Raw genomic sequence first — 18,651 nt, 5'->3', positions numbered from 1 at the left:
CTACAATATAAGACTTTTCGCTGGCATTGTCTTTGATTGCAAAACCGATTTTTTATCTAAAACAACGATTTTACAACCTTTGCATGCTAACCCAACATCAATGTAAAAAGACTCACAAGATCTCATGATCTGTGAGCCCCAAATTCAGTCATATTCAGCCGTGGTCTGGTACAGTGCGGTACAACCGTTAGGCGACCGGACGACCGGATACTTCAGAAGTAGCCAGCGGTCATTGAAACCGTATTGGCCGCATGGCTCCTTTTTTGCTAATTTCACAGCTACTCTTGTTACTTCTCAATCGAAAACTATGGCTGCAACCCTCGAACCTCCAACTCATAGATTCGGGCTGCCGTATCGCCGCCCTGCGTCGGTTTCAGCACATTCAGCTTCACATAACGGGCCGTGACCAGAGCAATCGCATCCGACGTTTCGGCTGCGGTATTTCCCTGTACATGAACTACATCTGACCAGTTGGCGCCATCAGCACTGACCTGAATGGAATAGTCGCTTGTATTAAAACCGGACCACTCCCCACCACTCTCTGCATGCTTGATGACAAAACCGCTGATCTGATGTTCTTTGCCAAGATCCACTTGCAGCCAATGCGGCTGATTACCCAGTGCGCACCACTTGCTGTTGCCGGTCACCTTGCCGTCGATGGCCTTCTCTGCACCTTCCGCAGATCCACAGGCATGGTCAGCTGTCGCCTTTTTGCCCAGAGCGACATTTTGGATTCCAGAAGCAGCCTTGCTGACAGTAATCAGTGACTCCTTCGTCACCGTATCCTGCCCTGAGCTGTTGGTAGCTGTAAGCGTCACACGGTACGTTCCTTCCTTGTCATACGTTACGACCGGATTCTGCTCCGTACTGGTCGCTGGACTGCCGTTCTCAAAAGTCCACGACCAGCCTTCCGTCACCTCGGAAGAGAGATCGGTAAAGTGTATCTGCTGACCCGGTGCGATCAGCGTTGCATCAGCCTTGAACCCGGCTTCCGGCTTCGGATAAGTCGGCCACTGGATCGTCACACTGGCCGCCTGGCCGCGCTCATACTGTGCATTAACTGCCACAACTTTTAATATTGTCGTTAGTTCCTTGTTGATTCTCTTCATCTCAGGCACATAGAACACATGATTGGCAGTGGCACCAACCAACGTCTCCGTGCCATCTGGAAGAACACGGTAAATCTCATACTGCTGAACTTCCTCATCCAGTGCTTTCCACTGCAATCTGGCATCACCGTAAATGCCCCCGCGGAAATCGGATTGGATGACATTCAATGCTTGAACTGCTTCAAGTGGCTTCCCTGGATTAGAATTGTTCTGAATGGATAGCTGACCAATATGGATGTCATAATCCGATATGATTTCCTTGCTGTCAAAATACAAAGACAATGCCACAATCCGCTTTCCTTTGTAAGGCGTCAGATTCAAGATGTCCGTCGTCCAACCAGAGGCCTTTTTGTCTTTTACATCCAGAAAGACGAACTGGTTAGGTCGGTCTGCAAAAGCCAGGCCAACCTTCATGCTCGGATTGTTCTGCGTTTTGTACGTGATCGACAGCTTGGTAGCTGGCTCAATCTTCAGATCGGTTTGATACAGCTTCAGATGGGTGGCATTTGCTGAACTTAGCGTACCCGCTACCTTCAGGGAACTGCCGCCATAGTAGGCATCCGACCAATCGAGAGAAGGCTTCAACGCCGTGCCCCTACTCTCTGCTAACCAGCGCCATGTCGGAAGCACATCCTGTAAACTGCGGTTATTCCATCCGTTATCCCGTACCTGCTGGCCATGGACATAGAATTTCTCGCCACTGCCCGTATTGAAGCTGGTCGTGAACGGAAGCTGGTCCACCGGTGAAGATTCAACCACATGGTTCGCAATTCCTTTCCACGCCTTACTTGTCGCCGTATTGGCCGGGTTACCGTTCTGGCCTACCCAGAATTGATTCTCACGGGCAAAGAAATCGGACATGCTGTCGGCACTGTTGAACGCCCAGTCCGGTCGGTATATGCCCAGCGAGGTCACAGCAGGTTTGCCCTCAGGAAACAGCAGATTCCATTTCAGACTGGTGTCGTATCCTTTAGCTTCCACATCAATACCTGCGAACAGTTCGAATGGTGATCTGCCCAAACTTTTGGCTTTGGCCGCAGAACTGCCAAGATCATTCCACCAGAAGTTCAGGAACATGCTGTCCGATACCTTGCTCCCGTTATCCTGCAGGAACATCGCGTTCCGGTCCGTCAGCGCATTCTGCCAGGAAATATTGCCTTCTTTCGTCATGGAATCATACCAGATGATCTCCATACCCGAAGGCTTATGGTCCTGAAGATAACGGAGAAATGCCTTCATTAACTGTGCGTCAGTGGCTGTTCCACCTTCAGTCTCCTGGTTGATAAACCAGCCGTCAAAACCGTAATACTCCGCCACCTCAATCAGCTTATCGGCCGCCGGAAAGGAGCCGTCACTGTTCTGCTGAAGCATTTGCTTCACCCACTCATATTTGCCTCCGTACACGGACGGTGGGAAGAACACCGTGCCCATAATCGGCACCCCGTTCCGGTGCGCTGCATCAATCGTATCGGCACTTGGCGGCACAATGATGCCCTCTCCCGCCGAGCCGCCCCAATATACGAGCTTGTCGACATACTGCCAGTAAGAGAACGTATTCGCAGTGAATGTATCCGAGCCCTGTGAGGGGACGCCGCTGGTTCCCTGATTCAGCGCAGACAAGGCCATGACTTTTGGATCTTTCGTTGCATTCGGGTTAACACCCTCCCCCGTGAAACGGCTCTGAAGCGGAACCGTGCTCCGGTTGAAGGCCGCATCCGGGTCAGAAACCGGATTCCATTGAAGCAATTGATCCGGCAACCAATAGGATGAATACGGTTGCTTCGCCAAGGCCGCTGAGGAAAGAGCAGCGCATACCACTATTACTAATATGAGACTGGCACCAAGCTTTTTCATGTCATACCCTCCAATCCAATTTTGGCAATTCAATCAGGGTAAAAAGAAACGCCCATCAAACCGGACAGACGTTTCCAGATCTTCTTTATTTTCAGGTTTATTTTGGATTTGCAGCTTTCCATTCATCGTATTGCTTTTGCGCTTCTGCAATCACTTTATCCAAACCCGCCGCTTTCAACTTTTCGATCGCTTTCGGCAGATGCTCATCCGGGTCAACCGCACCCGTCATGATGGATGGGTAGAATTCCTTCACAATGGCGGAGATGGAAGCCACTTCTGTCTTCACCGGGTCAGGGTTGAAGTTGAAGCCAAAGCTTGGAGCAACCTTCGCGGAATTGTTGAATTCCTTGAACGCTTCCCACTTATCGGCTGGATCTTCCTTGTGCATGTAGGTCAGGAACAGGTTGCCCAAGGCAAAGCCAGGCATTTGGAATCCGTCCTTCATCGCTGGCAGGTCCTCAATGACGTTATCGGAAATCTTTTTGTAATGTGTACCTTCAATGCCATAGTTGATCAGGTTACGCAAATATGGATCGGTATTCAGCAAGTTCAGGAACATCATGGCCCGTTCCGGGTTCTTGGAGTTCGCCGAAATCGCATGCATAGCGCCTGTTGCCGAACCTGTGAAAATAACCGGATCCTGCATCGGTGTAGTCACGATATCATAGCCCGCGCTTCTGGACCATCCCAGTTCGGCGTAAGGCTGAGTCTGTTCACGGTCAACGAACCATTTTCCCGTCTTAATGTTGTCGATGCCTTCCAATGTCGCTACATCCTTGCGCAGATAACCAGCCTGATAGTATTTGCGGATGGTTTTCAAAGAGCTCTTCAGCTCTTCGGATTCCAACACATTAACGTATTTACCCGTGTCACCATCCATATTGATGCCGACCGGGAATTCGTCACCCAACAGGAAGTCGAATGCCAGATAAGGCTTAAAGCCCTTCGGAACAGCCAACGGAGTAATATCAGCCGGCTCATTGTCCTTGATTTGCTGCAGGTAAGGCTCCAGATCCTCTAATGTACGAATCTTGGTGATGTCCATGTTGTACTTATCCACGTACTGCTTGTTGAAGCGCCATACCCATTGCGAAGCCAACTCTTTGTTGACTGGCACGGCATAGTTTTGGCCACCGATCTGCGATCCTGTAAGGAAGCGTGGATCAAGCTGCTCTTTAATGCCCTGGCCATACTTATCCAACAAATCATTGATTGGCAGGAATGCTCCTCTAGTAGCATTTGGCAAATAGTCATAAGCCCACGAAGAGGTGAAAGCGATATCATAATTTTCGCCCGAAGCGGTAATAACCGGCATCCGCTTGGAATAGTCGCCCCAGTCAATCATCGTGATGTCGACGGTTGTATTTATTTTCTCCATTAAGTACTTGTTCATTTCTTCCTGTACCATTGGCAGATCGCGCTGAGGACCACCAATCAAATATACCTTAAGCTTCACCGGGTCCTTATCGCCGGATTCTCCCCCGGATGCCGTATTCCCGCTAGTGTCATTGGTATTACTGCCCCCACAGCCTGCTAGCATCGTAGCAAAAGCAAGCATTAAGGCAGCCATGAGCAGAGCAATTTTTCTTGTCTTCATGTGTATCCCCCTTATCAATGTTATTGTTACTGCCCTCTGAGGGCAGGCACAACCAGACTTATTCTTTGACCGAACCAATGGTCAGGCCCTGTATAAAATACTTTTGGAAGAACGGGTACGCCAGCGCAACCGGCAGTGTAGCCAGAACAACCATCGCCATGCGGACGGTCTCCGTTGGCAGTGTCGAGGCAATATCGTAAGACACGACCCGGCTGCTGTTTTGCACAACAAAATCCATATTGTTCTGAATTCGAATCAGCAACGTCTGGAGCGGAATCAAATTCGCATTGTCGATATAGAGCAGCGCATTGAACCAGTCATTCCAGAATCCTAATGTACTGAACAATCCGATGGTTGCAATACCTGGCAACGAGATCGGCAGTACGATGCGCGTATAAATACCGAATTCAGTCGCCCCGTCAATCTTGGCTGATTCAATGACAGCATCCGGCACGGTGGTCGTGAAAAATGTACGCATGACGATAATGTAAAAAGCATTCATGATCGACGGAAGAATCAGCGCCCATATCGAATCCCGCAAGTGCAGCACTTGCGTAACCACAATGTAACTGGGAACGAGACCGCCGGAAAATAGCATGGTGAAGAAGGCCAAAAAGCTGAAAAACCGACGCTGTGCAAAATTTTTGCGCGAGATGGCATACGCATACGTGGTGACCAAATACAGTGTCAGCGCGGTTCCGACAACCGTCACCGTTAAGGTAACCCCGAACGATTGGGCCATCTGCTGCCCGGATTCCATAAGAAATCGGTACGCATCCAGCGTCCAGACTTCAGGGATTAACTTAAATCCATTGATCGCCAGCGTCTTCTCATCGGTAAATGAGATGATGATGATGAACAGAAATGGAAAGATACAGGATAAGGCAAACAGACCGATCGCTATATTAAAAATCACATTGGATAACGGCGAAATGGCATTCAAATCTCTTGGTTTCTTTCTGTTCCTCTTCGCAGGGGCAGATGCCCGCTTTATCGGTTCGCTTAAATTACTCATGGACAACACCCCCTTGCCGCAAGCCTAGAATACGGCATAATCCTTTTCAATTTTACGCACAGCATAGTTCGCCAGCAGGACAAGAATCAAACCAACGACTGATTGATACAATCCTGTAGCGGTACTCATTCCCGTATCGCCCATAATGGTCAAGCCGCGGTATACAAACGTGTCGATAACATTGGTGACCGGATACAGCGCACCGGAATCCCGCGGAACCTGATAGAACAGTCCAAAGTCGGAACGGAAGATGCCGCCGATCGCCAGAATGGTCAGAATGATCATCAGCGGCCTGAGTAGCGGCAGCGTAATGTACCGGATCTGTTTCCACTTGGTGGCGCCGTCGATCATCGCTGCCTCATAATAAGAGCGGTCGATACCTGCGATTGCTGCCAGATAGACTACGCTGCCATAACCTGCACCTTTCCACAGGCCGAGCAGAATGAGAAAATACGGCCAATATCCTGTCTCACTGTACCAGCTGACCGGATCTCCACCAAAATACATGATGATCTGGTTGAACACACCCTTTTCCACACTCAGAAACGAAAAGACGAAATAACTGATAATCACCCAGGACAGGAAATAAGGCATAAACATTGCGGTCTGGTAGATCTTCGCCAGCCGTTTGTTTAGCAGTTCGTTCATAATGATCGCAAGCGTCACCGCGAGCACCAATCCGAGAAAGATTAGACCCAGGTTATACAGAATGGTATTACGTGTGATGATATAGGCGTCACTGGTTGAGAACAGAAACTCAAAGTTCTTGAACCCGACCCATTCGCTTTTTAGAACGCTTTCAAGAAATCCGCCCGGATGAATCCGGAAATCCTTAAAAGCAATAATCGTTCCGAACATTGGCAAATAGGCAAAAATGATAAACCACGCTGCTCCCGGCAGTACCAGCAGAAGAAACGCCTTGTTCTTCATCAGACTTTTGAAGATGCCCAGCACGGCTGTCCCTCCTTATAATCGCATTCACAGTTGCTTAGCTGCACCCCGTATTAATCCCCTATAACCAACACTGGCAGACCTAAGCCCTTTTGGTGCTTTGGATTCCTCGTTCACTCCTTCCTCTATTATGCAAGCGCTACCAATTGGGGGATAGTTGAAAAACCCAATAATTTGATGGATTAATTAAAGATCGTGCAATCATTCCATAGCAAAAAAAACACACCCGCACGGGGTGTGTCTTCATTCAGCCGGAGCCCCCGGCTTATTTTTTCATGTAGATGGAGCGCAGCTCCGTAGGCGAAACACCGGCATATTTCTTAAACTGTCTGTAGAAATAGGTGGAGTCCCAATAGCCAACCTCGCCCGCTATTTCTGCCGTCTTTTTGTCCGAATATAACAGTAAATGAGTGGCACGCTCGATTCGGTACTGGTTTACATAATCCGAAAAGGTAGTACCGACCTCTTGCTGGAACAATTGGCCCAGGTAGTTCGGATGGAGCTCCAGCCGCTGACTGAGCGTCTTTAGTGAAAGCTCATCCTGGTAGTGATTCTTCACCACCTCCAGCACAGCCATGATATGCGGGCTGTACGTTTTCTCGGCGGTATGATATGTATTCAGCGTACGATGAACGGTTTTTCTCACCAGCTGTTTCAGTTTGCTGAGCGTATGAATTCTGGACAGGGGTCCAAAGATTTCCCCGTAATCGGGGGCTTTCTCCAATTCCTTGGCAGCCAGCATCAGCTGGATGGCAGAATTAAAGAACAGTGTTCTCGGGAAGCAGCGTTCCTTACCCTCAACCATGAAGAATTCGTCGATGAACCGGTCCACCTCTGTACCTTCCCCATCCCGCAGCAGCTTGTGGAACTGCTCCATCGCTGGCCCAGGCTTCTCCTGATGCGGATTGGCTTCTTCTTCGCTCTCCACATGCATGATGAAGGTATCACCATCCATAAACAAATGATTCTGAAGCCACAGCTTTACGGATTTGCAACTCTTCGGAAAACTCAGATAGGTCGACTCGGATTGGCCGATGATCCCCCATACACGTGCACCTGTGTCCTCGGCAACCGCTTGCTTCATCCTGCTGAGTGCCTGAAGCTGCCATTCATCATGATCTTCCGTACTGGCTGAAACGAATAGCAGCATGATGTCCCCCTCCTGATCGGGAAAGCAGATCACACCGCAGCCATCCGGGAGGTCTTTGTTCCCGAGCAGCTCACATTTCTCAGCAATTCCCGGCAGATACAGCTGGGGATCATCACCCTTGTCATCGCCTACAATCCGCAGAGAAGCCGCACAATAGCCGGACTTGTTCATGGGAATCTCCAGCAGTTGTGCACGCTCCCGAAATTCTTTGGCGTCAATGGTCTCGTTCGCCCACCGCTGCAAAATATTGTTGCGCAGAATCCTCCAACTCTGATCCATCTGAATCTGGCGGATTTCCTCCTGCTCCCAGTCGCGCTGCATATGCTTGATGGTTGCTTCCAATTCGTCCATATTGACAGGCTTGAGCAGGTAGTTCTCCACGCCCAATGCAATGCCTTCCCTCACATATTTGAATTCTTCGTAGCCGCTCAAAATAATGAATTTGGTATACGGACTGCGTTCTTTGATCTCCCGGATCAGCTCAAGTCCGCTCATTTGCGGCATCATGATATCCGTAATAATTAGATCGACAGGTCCCTCGTCCATCATTGCTAGCGCTTCCAACCCATTACAAGCCGTACCCGCAATCTGCATGTTATTCTGATCCCAATCAATGATGGCTTGCATTCCTTTGACAATCAGCGGCTCATCATCGACCAACATTACACTTCTCATCCCGCTTCCTCCCTAGTGACTGGAATACTGATCGTCACCTCACAGCCTTCTCCCTCCACACTGTTCAGGTGCAGACCATATTCATTGCCATAATTCAGACGTATGCGGTCATGGACATTCTTAAGACCCAAAGATCGATCGGATGTCTCAGTAGGTTCATCGCCAGCGCGCAACGCGCTTTGCAGTTCAAGTAACCTCTCCGCGGAGATCCCCTTCCCGTTATCCATTACACGAATACGGATCACGCCATCTGCTTCTGCGGCTGTGATGGAAATCCGGTTATCATCATCATTCGTGCGAAAACCATGCACAATGTAATTTTCAATGATTGGCTGGATCAACAACTTGACGATCATGCTCCCCGCCGCTGCATTCTCGATATGAGTCTCCACTTCCAATTTGTCCTCATACCTGTACTGAACCAAAGCCAGGTACATGCCGCACAGCTCTATTTCCTCCGCCAAGGTTACATGCGTCTGCTTTTTGATCAAATGCCGGAACATCGTGGCAAGAATATATATCATTTGCCCAACATCCCTGGCTCCCAAGCTGATGGCTTTCATACGGATGCTTTCCAACGTATTGTACAGAAAATGGGGATTGATCTGGGCTTGCAAAGCCACGAGCTGCGCATTTTTTTGCTTGATCTCCGACACATATACTGTCTCTATGTAAGACTCCAGACGATCACACATATGGTTGAATCTCTGCGAAATCTGCTGCAATTCATCTTCACCCTCCATCTCGATCCGCTTACTCAGGTCACCCTCCTGCCAGCGTCGCATGTAAAGGACGAGCCTGTGAATTTTTTTGGAATATCGGCGAATGATGGTGAACGTTATCGCAAAGCTAACAATGATGCACAGGATGACAATGCCGATAAGACTGAGACGAATGGCCTGAAGACTCTGTTTGATGTGTGACTCCGGAATAATGGCAGCCACGACCATGCCTGTATTTCCGATATTCAGCAGATGCACCTTGGAGCGTTCCTCCAGATTCACCCAATCTTCCGGTAAATTCATCTGCCCCCAATAAGGGTAAACGGTGTTATCATACTTGCCCTGCGAATCGAAAATCACCTGACCTTTCCCGGTCATCAGCATGATCCGACTGTTCTTGCCGTCGAGTCTGTCTCGAAGAAGCCTTTTGATACGGTCTGTATTCAGCTCAAACATAATTGCACCGTACTGCTTCAATGTCACGGAGTCTTTGAGAACATTCGCGTAGCTGTAAGGGGTAGGCTCATCTGCCATTTTCCCTTCGAAAAGCGGCTCGCTGCCCATGTACTGCCACGGTGCACTCCGTAGTCGCTGGAACCAGTCCTTATGGCCTGCTGACAGCTTGGGTTGATAGTAAAAGTGCTGGGTCTCCCGATTGAGAACATAGAAGAAATCCTGATCCGTGCTGTATAACACGACATTTGCAATTGAGGCTTCATCCTTTAGCAGCAGACGCAATTGATAATCAAAGTTCCCGCGCTCCGTACGGTAGCTGTAAGCATATTGATTCAGGCGCCAATTGAGAAAATCCTCATATTCATGAGTCAGAAAATACTTTAAATCGTCGCCGATCATGGCGTCGGTATAAATCTGCTGCACGGCGTTATACAGTCGTTCGTACTGCTGATTCAGATTAATACTGACAATATCCAGTTCCTGCAGACTGGCATCCATCTGTTCCTGTACGACCCGTTGCTCATAGTAGCGGTAGGCCAACACGGAGACACTGATAAATAACAGAACCATGACCATGGAATAAAACAACAGAATTTTGTTGAACATTTTTTTCTTCAGGTAATTCCTATACATGGTTCGTATCCTGGACATTCGTGCCTGAACACCTCCTCAGACCCATTTCCAACTCAGTGTATCACCGTTTGGTTAAATTCGACAATCATCTGCTCCCAGGATACGTAATCCATATTTTGGTTTGTCAAAAGCGAATGGAAGCGCTATAATGGGCGCATTCCCCTATGAATATATGTAATACATACTCGCTTTGGATGCTCTCTACATATGGATCACTCCCCGATAAAATGTACTGGGGGTTCTTAACGATGTTTCTTACTGAAAACAAACTTCAAGCACGTATCAATGAATTATCCGAGCTCCGTTACCGGGATCGTTTACCTTTACATGCTTTTCTTGCCTGTGAAGATCGCAGGGAAGAGATTAACCCTGCCCCTCCGGCGGACGGTAGCGATTGGAAGCCTATGCATACAGGAGAAAACTGGTCCGGTCGAGACCTCTATTTGTGGCTGCGTACAAAAGCCGAGTTCCCTTCCTCCTGGGAGGATAAACGGGTTGTCGGCCTGTTTGATTTTGGCGATACCGGCGGTGGTAACAATTCCGGCTTTGAGTCGCTGTTCTACTGGGATGGCAAGCCTTATCAAGGCGTGGATTCCAACCACAAGGAAGTGTTCTTTCCAGCCTCTGCGGCAGGCAGCACCAGCGAGTTGGTCTTCCGATTATGGTCTGGTCTGGAAGGCGGCGGTCAGCCCCGCAATCAGACACATACGTTCAGGCAGGCAGAACTGTGCTGGCTGGATGAAGCTGTAGATGATCTTGTATTTACAGGGTCAGCGATTCTGGAAACGGTCCGTATTCTGGATGCCCATGCACCGGAACGTACGAAGCTGCTTCATGCGCTCCAGCAATCCTTCCGCCTCATTGACTGGTCGCAGCCTAAATCCGATGTCTTCTATGCATCTGTCCATGACGCAAGGGATGACCTGAATACTCGACTGAGTGCGATGGACAAAGCCTCTGATGTGACTGTCACCTGTATCGGCCATACTCATATTGACGTTGCCTGGCTGTGGCGGTTGAAGCATACGCGTGAGAAATGCGCTCGTTCCTTCTCTACCGTTATGCGCCTGATGGAAATGTTCCCAGAGTATGTTTTCCTCCAAACACAACCTCAGTTGTACGAATATGTGAAAGAGGACTATCCGGAACTGTACGAGTCCATCAAGGAACGTGTCGCTGAAGGTCGCTGGGAAGCGGGTGGCGGCATGTGGCTTGAGGCAGACTGCAACCTGACCTCGGGAGAATCTTTGGTTCGGCAGTTACTGATCGGCACTCGTTTTCTAAAAGAAGAGTTCGGAACAGAATGCCGATATCTGTGGTTGCCAGATGTGTTCGGCTACAGCTGGTCGTTGCCGCAAATTCTGAAAAAATCCGGCATTCATACGTTCATGACGACCAAAATCAGCTGGAACCAATACAACCGCATGCCATTCGATACATTCCACTGGCGCGGAATTGACGGCTCGGAAGTACTAACCCACTTCATTACTACACCCGAGCCTTGGTCCGAGCCGGGTTCCTGGTTCTATACCTATAACGGCAAGATCATTCCGAAGACGGTTAAGGGCATCTGGGATGCCTACCGCGATAAGGAGATGAACCAGGATCTGCTTCTGTCGTACGGATATGGCGATGGCGGAGGCGGGGTCAACCGCGAAATGCTGGAGATGAGACGGCGGTTAGATCAGTTGCCCGGACTACCCAAAGTCACGACAGGACGCGCGGATGATTATTTTGAGAAGCTGCAGGAAACTGTGGAGAAGACCGATTCGTACATCCATACATGGGATGGCGAGCTGTATCTGGAATATCACCGTGGAACGTATACCAGCCAGGCGTACAACAAACGGATGAACCGCAAGCTTGAGCTGGCTTATCGTGAAGCGGAATGGCTGAATGCATTGCAAAGTATTGTGCACAATGACTGGAATCTGTATCAAGCAAAGTCCCTGACAGCGGGTTGGAAAATCATTTTGCGCAACCAATTCCATGACATCATTCCCGGTTCCTCCATCACGGAAGTGTATGAGGACAGCAGAATTGAATATGCAGAAGCCGAGCAGATTGGCCGTAACGTGGACACGCAGGCCCGGACCGCTATCGCTGGCGGCGGAGAATCTCCTTATACGTATACTATTTGGAACGCTTCCCCATGGGTCGTTACAGAGATCGTGAACATTCCTGCGGCTTCAGGGGAACTGGAAACAGGGGCTTGGCTGAGCGATTCCGGCGTAATCCTGAATGCTCAATACCAGGATGGAGGTTGGTCCGTTGAGGTGCAGGATATTCCTTCGCTGGGGTATACCACAATTCACTTCCAGATTAGTACGGTAAACGACAGCCTTGTGCATCCATCATTCACCCATACAACGAATGGGATCGAGACACCGTTCTATCAGCTCGAGTGGAACGAAGATGGACAGTTGACCTGCCTTTACGATAAAGAGTCTCAACGCGAGGTGCTTGCCAAAGGTGCAAGAGCCAATGTGCTTCAGGTATTCGAGGATAAACCGCTGGCACATGAAGCCTGGGATATTGATATCTTCTATCAGGAAAATATGCGAGAGATTACGAAATGCACCAGCATTGAAGTCATAGAGACTGGGCCACTTCAGGCCGTGATCCGCTTCGCTTGGGAATACCTTGACTCCACCATTACGCAGAACATGACTTTATATGCCGGGCATCGGCGGATCGATTATGACACTGAGGTGGATTGGCATGAACAACAGCAACTGCTGAAGGTTGCCTTCCCTGTCGGTATCCGCTCCACCGAAGCGACCTATGACATTCAGTTCGGCAACGTTAAACGGCCGACGCACTGGAACACAAGTTGGGACTGGGCACGTTTCGAAACCGTTGGCCATCAATGGGCTGATCTGTCCGACAGAGGTTATGGCGTCAGCTTGCTGAATGATTCCAAATACGGTTATAACATTAAAGATAACGTGATGCGGTTAACCCTGATCAAGAGCGCGACGCATCCTGATCCACATGCCGATCAAGGGCTCCACCGCTTCACCTATGCTCTTCTTCCGCACCAAGGGGATTGGCTGGTTGGTGGAACCATGCAGCAGGCCTGGCTTCTGAATGTTCCACTTCGATATACACAAGGTCAATCAGAGCAGCCAAGTCGCTCCATGTTCACCTTGTCCGGCAGCACAGCCATGATTTCGGCAGTCAAGAAGGCCGAGGATTCCGATCGTGTCATCGTTCGCGTTCATGATTATTCCGGCAGCATGAATAGGCTGGAATTGACAAGCGATCTACGGATTCATGCGTGGAGAGAATGCAATCTAATGGAAGTGCCGGATGGTGAACTCCTGCATGACACGCTGGTAACTTTTACTCTTGAGCCGTATGAGATCAAGACGTTTGAGATTGATCTAAGGGTATAATCGTATAACTGCAACAGATCAACCAAAGAACCAGCAAGTCCCCGATGATGGGCGACTTGCTGGCTTCTTTGTGCTGTCGTTACAACAAGGGCGCTTTCGAATCGCTTTTATAGCATTCCGAACTGAAAGCAAGTTCGATGAATGATCATGGATTTATTTTACCGTCTCCAATGTATAACGATTGCGTGGAATCTCAAGCCCCAGATTACCCCGCAGTGTCTCATGCTCATATTCGGTACGAAACAGCCCGCGATCTTGCAAGACCGGCACAACCAGATCAACGAAGTCTGCGAATCCGTTCGGCACAACCGTACGAATATTGAAACCGTCCGCGGCTTCGCCCTCGAACCACTCCTGAATCTGATCGGCAATCTGATCCGGTGTACCGATGAAGGATGTGCGAGGCGTTGATGCAAGCAATGCCACTTGGCGGAGGGTCAATCCCTGTTCTCGTGCCTGCTGCTTGATCTTGTCCGTTGTACTGCGGAAGCTGTTGCTGCCCAGATCCCCGATCTCAGGGAAAGGTTCGTCCAGCGGGAATTGGGAAAAATCATAATGATCGAAGTAACGTCCCAAATAATTCAGCGCCTGATCCATACTGACGAGTTCCGCAATTTCCTGATACTTGCGCTCGGCTTCTTCCTCCGTTCTGCCCACGATAGGACCGATGCCAGGGAAAATCAGGATATCTTCTGCCTTACGTCCATACGCCTTCGCTCTTGCCTTAACGTCCTTGTAGAAAGCTCTTGCTTCTTCCAACGTCTCATGACCGGTGTACACGGCATCTGCCGATCTGGCTGCCAGATCCTTGCCGGATTGAGAAGAACCGGCTTGGAAGATGACCGGATGTCCCTGCTCGGAACGTGCCACATTCAGCGGTCCCTGTACAGAGAAATGATTTCCTTTGTGATTCAGCGTATGTAGCTTGGATGGGATAAAGAAAACGCCATTTTCTTTATCCCCGATAAACGCATCGTCCTCCCATGAATCCCACAGACCCTTGACCACGTTCAAATGTTCTTCCGCAATTTCGTAGCGCAGCGCGTGGTTCGGATGTTCGCCTTTGCCAAAATTGAGGGCCGAACCTTCCAATGGTGAAGTGACTACATTCCATCCCGCTCTCCCTCCACTTAGTTGATCCAGAGAGGCGAACTGTCTGGCAACGGTGAATGGTTCACTATACGAAGTAGACAATGTGGCGACCAACCCGATGTTCGAGGTTGCCCCCGCGAGCGCAGACAAAAGAGTAAGAGGTTCAAAGCGATTGAGAAAATGAGGATTGGATTTTTCATTAATAAAGAGACCATCCGCGATAAAGAGAAGATCGAACTTGCCTTCCTCCGCCTTAAGCGCCTGCTTCTTGTAGAAATCCAGATTTACGCTCGCATTGATCGGTATATCCGGGTGCCGCCAAAAAGAGATACTGTTGCCAACTCCACTCAAATTCGCTCCCAATCTCAATCGTCGTTGTGACATATTAATTCCTCCCTATGTTCTGGTAATGTCCCATTCAGTCGGAGTATCCCTTTATGCTTTGTGAGTTATTTCAATCATTTCTTAATGCTGTTTCCGCCTGCTTCTGCTGCTGTTGCAATGCCCAATCCCGGTTTATTCGCCTGATTCCTTTCGCTTACCCGGACTGTCCAGGCAGCTCCCAGAAGTGCAATTCCTGTCAGGAGAAATACAAAAGGAATTCCTGTCCATCCGCCAAGAAAACCACCGATTAACGGTCCAAGTACAATACCGAATTGACTCGCGGTCTGACTGAGACTGACGGCTCTGCCCCGAAAATCGTGGTCAGCATATTTGATAATCAGAGCATTGAGCGCCGGGTACACCGCGGCGAAGAACAGCCCATAGACAAATCGCAGACTTCCAAAATAAATGAGATTATACGCAGTCAGTTGCAGGAGACTGCCTATTCCGCCGCCCAGCAGACCAATAAACAGCGTTTTCTCGTACCCGATCCTCCCGCCAATCCGTCCCCAGCGCGGTCCCATAATCACAGTAGCCACGCCGATCGCCGAGAAAACGATCCCTGCACTGAGTGTTGCACGATCGACGTTTCCACCTATCTGCACAACATAGAGCGTTAGCACCGGTTCGATTATGAGCACGGACGTCGAAACAAGTAAAATCAGACCATAGATCCGCATTAATCCGGGAGTGGAGGCCGCCTTTTTCACATCGCCCAGAATGTTTGTGCGAACCACTGTGCGGGAACTGCGGGATTCTTTGACCCAGATCACCATCACGGCCGAGAGCAGCGTAATGATCCCCGATGCGATGAAGCATCCACGTAGCCCGATCCAATGACTTATCACGCCACCCACAAGCGGTCCAAATATTCCCCCGGCAGCCGTGGAGGTGGAGATGACGCCAAGCGCATAACCAACATGCTTCTCCGGTGTATTAGTGCCGACCAGTGTAATGGAGGCGGGATTGAAACCGGCCATGAGCCCTTGGAATATTCGCACAGCAATAAACGTATAAGGATCATGAACAAAATAGTTAGCCAAATGGGCAATGGCAAGCCCGACACCTGAACGGATCAGCATCAGCTTGCTGCCGTATTTGTCAGCCAGCGATCCCCAGAAAGGAGCACATAATCCGCTGATCAGAAAGCTGATTGAGATCGAGACGCCGGACCAGACTTCCAGTCCACTCTGGATACCAAGATCCTTTTGCAAAAACAGCGGAAAGAATGGAACGGACAAGGTGTATGCCATATGATTGAAAAACAGGCCCAACCACAGAATATACAGATTTCGCTTCCAATGCGGCATCTTGGCATTCTCCATACTATATAATTCCTATATAAAAAGTAGGTTATTAACCATATTAGGGTACCGTTACTGGAAAGTATAATAGAAAAGTTCAATAGACCCATTCAAGAATTAAATGAATGGGTCTGTTGAATGCTTGTTATTTTGAACCATAACGATTACTGCACATGAACGGACATGAACACATCCACCTCATCTTCACTGTCCAAAACAAATCCAAATCGTTCATACAAACGCCGAGCCGGACTGCCCTGTAATACATTTAAAATGACACGCCTTCCCTGAACTTCATCCCGTTCCAGCAGTGTGTTTAACACCTGAGTTCCTATTTTCTGTCCCTGAACATCGGGATGGATATAGAAATGTTCCAGTAAAACGGCCTCCGTCTTGGGTTTCAGTGCTACGCAACCCACCAATTTACCCTCCACTTCAATAATCCATGTATACTCCGGGTCAAATGTATTACGGAAACGTTCACGAACCTTCACCTCATCGTACCTTCCCAGCCTGTTTAGATCATCATACAGAGCCAAGGCTCGCAAATCAGCGAGGGTCTCCTGATCTGCCTGCTCGGATTGACGCAACGTTATCTGGATCATTGGATGGACTCCTTTCCCGGATTAAATACTCTGGATACGAGCCGCCTACGTTTCATCGTCCTCATCCTCTTCTTCCATACACTTCTGAATAAATTCAAATAATCCCGCAGCCTCAACCGACCGATGTCCCCAATCATGCCAAAAGTACAACACCTGTCCCACAGTTCCAGAACTTGATGGGTCTGTGTCCAGACACAGATAATCTCCGCCACCATTGGCAGCAATCGGAATCCATTTGCAGTTCCACAGCACAGGCTTAATCGCATCATCTTCAATCTCGGGCTCCATCTCGTCCGGGTCGAATTCTTCCTGCAAAAACGCCCAGTTCTCCTTCACCTGATCCAGTGGTGACAATGTCAGATTACGAATAAAGGATTGTACGCCAATACTCCAGACTTGTCCGTTATGCACTCGATACAGAGCCTTCATCTCTTCAGGCAATGTCACGCCGAGTTCATTCTCCACGGATCGAAAATCTTCGTTTGTCGCACCGGGCTGAAGATTGAGCGAAGCCTCAAAATCCGCATTTGCGCTCGCGCCTTTTGCAATAATACGTTGCCACAACAGCTCAGCCTGTTCGTTCATTTCACATCATCCACCTTTATAAAAAATAGGTCGTCCCTGCCGGACCGGAAAGCCTACACTTCCCGTTTATCCTCAGGATTATAGATAATTCGCTGATAGTCCATATCCTTCGTATCCATATCGCCCAGGTATATTCACTGATGTTCAGGCACACGTTATATTTCCCCTTCAGATGGGCTCGGTTGAACCCACTAGGGTCCTCCAGATACATATGGTAAGCATGAAGAGGAAGAAAAGATCCTCTTTTAATTACATCTCTTTCAAAATACCTTTAACAAGTCCGATGAAGGTTGTTTTCACTTTCGCTGCCACTTCAATCACTTCATCATGACTTAACGGCTGGTCCAGAATGCCGCAGGCCATATTGGTCAGACAAGAAATGCCCAGTACTTTCATGCCACCATGAATGGCCACAATCGCTTCAGGTACCGTGGACATGCCCACAGCATCCGCTCCCATCGTACGAATCATGCGAATCTCCGCTGGAGTTTCATACGCCGGACCGCTCCACCATGCATATACCCCTTGCTGCAAACTAACCTTCTGCTCCTCCGCTACCTGCATGGCAATACTGCGCAGTTCACGGTTGTACACCTGTGACACATCCGGAAAACGTACACCCAGTTCGGGATTATTCGGCCCCATCAAGGGATTGTTACCCACCAGATTGATATGATCGGTAATCAACATAAGCTGTCCCGGTTCGAAGCTGGTATTGATCGCTCCACATGCATTGGTGATAATCAACTGCTCGACGCCCAGTGCTTTCATTATCCGAACCGGGAAAGTGACTTCACCAAGCGTAAACCCTTCATAATAATGAAGGCGTCCTTTCATCGCAACGACAGTCTTGCCCATCAGCTCTCCGATGACCAATTCATTCGCATGCCCAATAGCTTCAGATTGAGCGAAATAGGGAATGTCCGTATAGGGAATGACCGTAGCATTCTCGATCTCGTCCGCGAGCGCCCCCAGCCCTGATCCCAGAATCATGCCCACGACAGGCTTGGCGTTAATACGGCTTAATATGTAATCTCTGGCTTCCTGAATATGTGTAGATTGATGCATGAATATATTCCCCCTGATAATCCGAGTTTTTGGATTTTTAAAATAGTAACGAT

General features: G+C 49.1%; 12 protein-coding genes and 1 pseudogene. 1 reads left to right on the top strand and 12 read right to left on the bottom strand.

From position 1 onward, the window contains the following. Positions 1 to 305: 305 nt before the first annotated feature. The 6 genes from ACFTRD_RS13945 to ACFTRD_RS13920 all read right to left on the bottom strand — a co-directional run bounded on the left by ACFTRD_RS13945 (position 306) and on the right by ACFTRD_RS13920 (position 10,180). Entirely contained in the window at positions 306 to 2,963 is a 2,658-nt protein-coding gene (locus tag ACFTRD_RS13945; RefSeq protein ID WP_379380700.1) for an endo-beta-N-acetylglucosaminidase, read from the bottom strand. A 97-nt stretch (positions 2,964 to 3,060) separates the two neighbouring features. Continuing rightward, entirely contained in the window at positions 3,061 to 4,560 is a 1,500-nt protein-coding gene (locus ACFTRD_RS13940; RefSeq protein WP_379380698.1) for an ABC transporter substrate-binding protein, read from the bottom strand. A gap of 58 nt (positions 4,561 to 4,618) precedes the next feature. After that, the gene (locus ACFTRD_RS13935; RefSeq protein WP_379380696.1) at positions 4,619 to 5,575 is read right to left on the bottom strand and encodes a carbohydrate ABC transporter permease; all 957 of its coding nucleotides are present in this window, start codon (positions 5,573 to 5,575) and stop codon (positions 4,619 to 4,621) included. 24 nt (positions 5,576 to 5,599) lie between these two features. Further along, on the bottom strand, positions 5,600 to 6,505 hold the full coding sequence (locus tag ACFTRD_RS13930) for an ABC transporter permease (RefSeq protein ID WP_375137200.1): 906 nt from the start codon (positions 6,503 to 6,505) through the stop codon (positions 5,600 to 5,602). 286 nt (positions 6,506 to 6,791) lie between these two features. After that, complete coding sequence (locus tag ACFTRD_RS13925) at positions 6,792 to 8,351, bottom strand: response regulator transcription factor (protein WP_379380694.1); 1,560 nt, start codon at positions 8,349 to 8,351, stop codon at positions 6,792 to 6,794. Next, positions 8,348 to 10,180 carry a sensor histidine kinase gene (locus ACFTRD_RS13920; protein ID WP_379380692.1) on the bottom strand — a complete coding sequence of 611 codons (1,833 nt, stop codon included), beginning with the start codon at positions 10,178 to 10,180 and terminating at the stop codon, positions 8,348 to 8,350. Before ACFTRD_RS13920 ends, ACFTRD_RS13925 begins: the two co-directional genes overlap by 4 nt. Before the next feature lie 230 nt (positions 10,181 to 10,410). Here ACFTRD_RS13920 and ACFTRD_RS13915 point away from each other — a divergent pair, with 230 nt between their 5' ends. After that, positions 10,411 to 13,560 (top strand): alpha-mannosidase, encoded by a 3,150-nt coding sequence (locus ACFTRD_RS13915; protein WP_379380690.1) that lies wholly within the window; start codon positions 10,411 to 10,413, stop codon positions 13,558 to 13,560. A gap of 153 nt (positions 13,561 to 13,713) precedes the next feature. Here the strand turns inward: ACFTRD_RS13915 and ACFTRD_RS13910 are convergent, their stop codons facing one another. From ACFTRD_RS13910 to ACFTRD_RS13890, 6 genes and pseudogenes are all read right to left on the bottom strand, one after another. Beyond that, entirely contained in the window at positions 13,714 to 15,036 is a 1,323-nt protein-coding gene (locus ACFTRD_RS13910; protein WP_379380688.1) for an LLM class flavin-dependent oxidoreductase, read from the bottom strand. A gap of 74 nt (positions 15,037 to 15,110) precedes the next feature. Then, on the bottom strand, positions 15,111 to 16,346 hold the full coding sequence (locus tag ACFTRD_RS13905; RefSeq protein WP_379380686.1) for an MFS transporter: 1,236 nt from the start codon (positions 16,344 to 16,346) through the stop codon (positions 15,111 to 15,113). Between the two features lie 158 nt (positions 16,347 to 16,504). Next, positions 16,505 to 16,945, bottom strand: a complete 441-nt coding sequence (locus ACFTRD_RS13900; RefSeq protein ID WP_379380684.1) for a GNAT family N-acetyltransferase — start codon at positions 16,943 to 16,945, stop codon at positions 16,505 to 16,507. A gap of 45 nt (positions 16,946 to 16,990) precedes the next feature. Then, positions 16,991 to 17,530 (bottom strand): SMI1/KNR4 family protein, encoded by a 540-nt coding sequence (locus tag ACFTRD_RS13895; protein ID WP_379380682.1) that lies wholly within the window; start codon positions 17,528 to 17,530, stop codon positions 16,991 to 16,993. 53 nt (positions 17,531 to 17,583) lie between these two features. After that, positions 17,584 to 17,750: pseudogene (locus ACFTRD_RS32575) on the bottom strand (DUF7639 domain-containing protein); the annotation flags it as partial. Positions 17,751 to 17,779: 29 nt separating this feature from the next. Next, a complete protein-coding gene (locus ACFTRD_RS13890; RefSeq protein ID WP_379380680.1) occupies positions 17,780 to 18,598 on the bottom strand; it encodes a purine-nucleoside phosphorylase in 819 nt (272 codons plus the stop codon). Positions 18,599 to 18,651: the final 53 nt, after the last annotated feature.

The sequence above is a fragment of the Paenibacillus sp. NPDC056933 genome, assembly GCF_042674385.1.
GTDB lineage: Bacteria > Bacillota > Bacilli > Paenibacillales > Paenibacillaceae > Paenibacillus.
The sequence above is the reverse complement of the archived record's forward strand: the minus strand, read 5'-3'. Positions and strand labels throughout refer to the sequence as shown.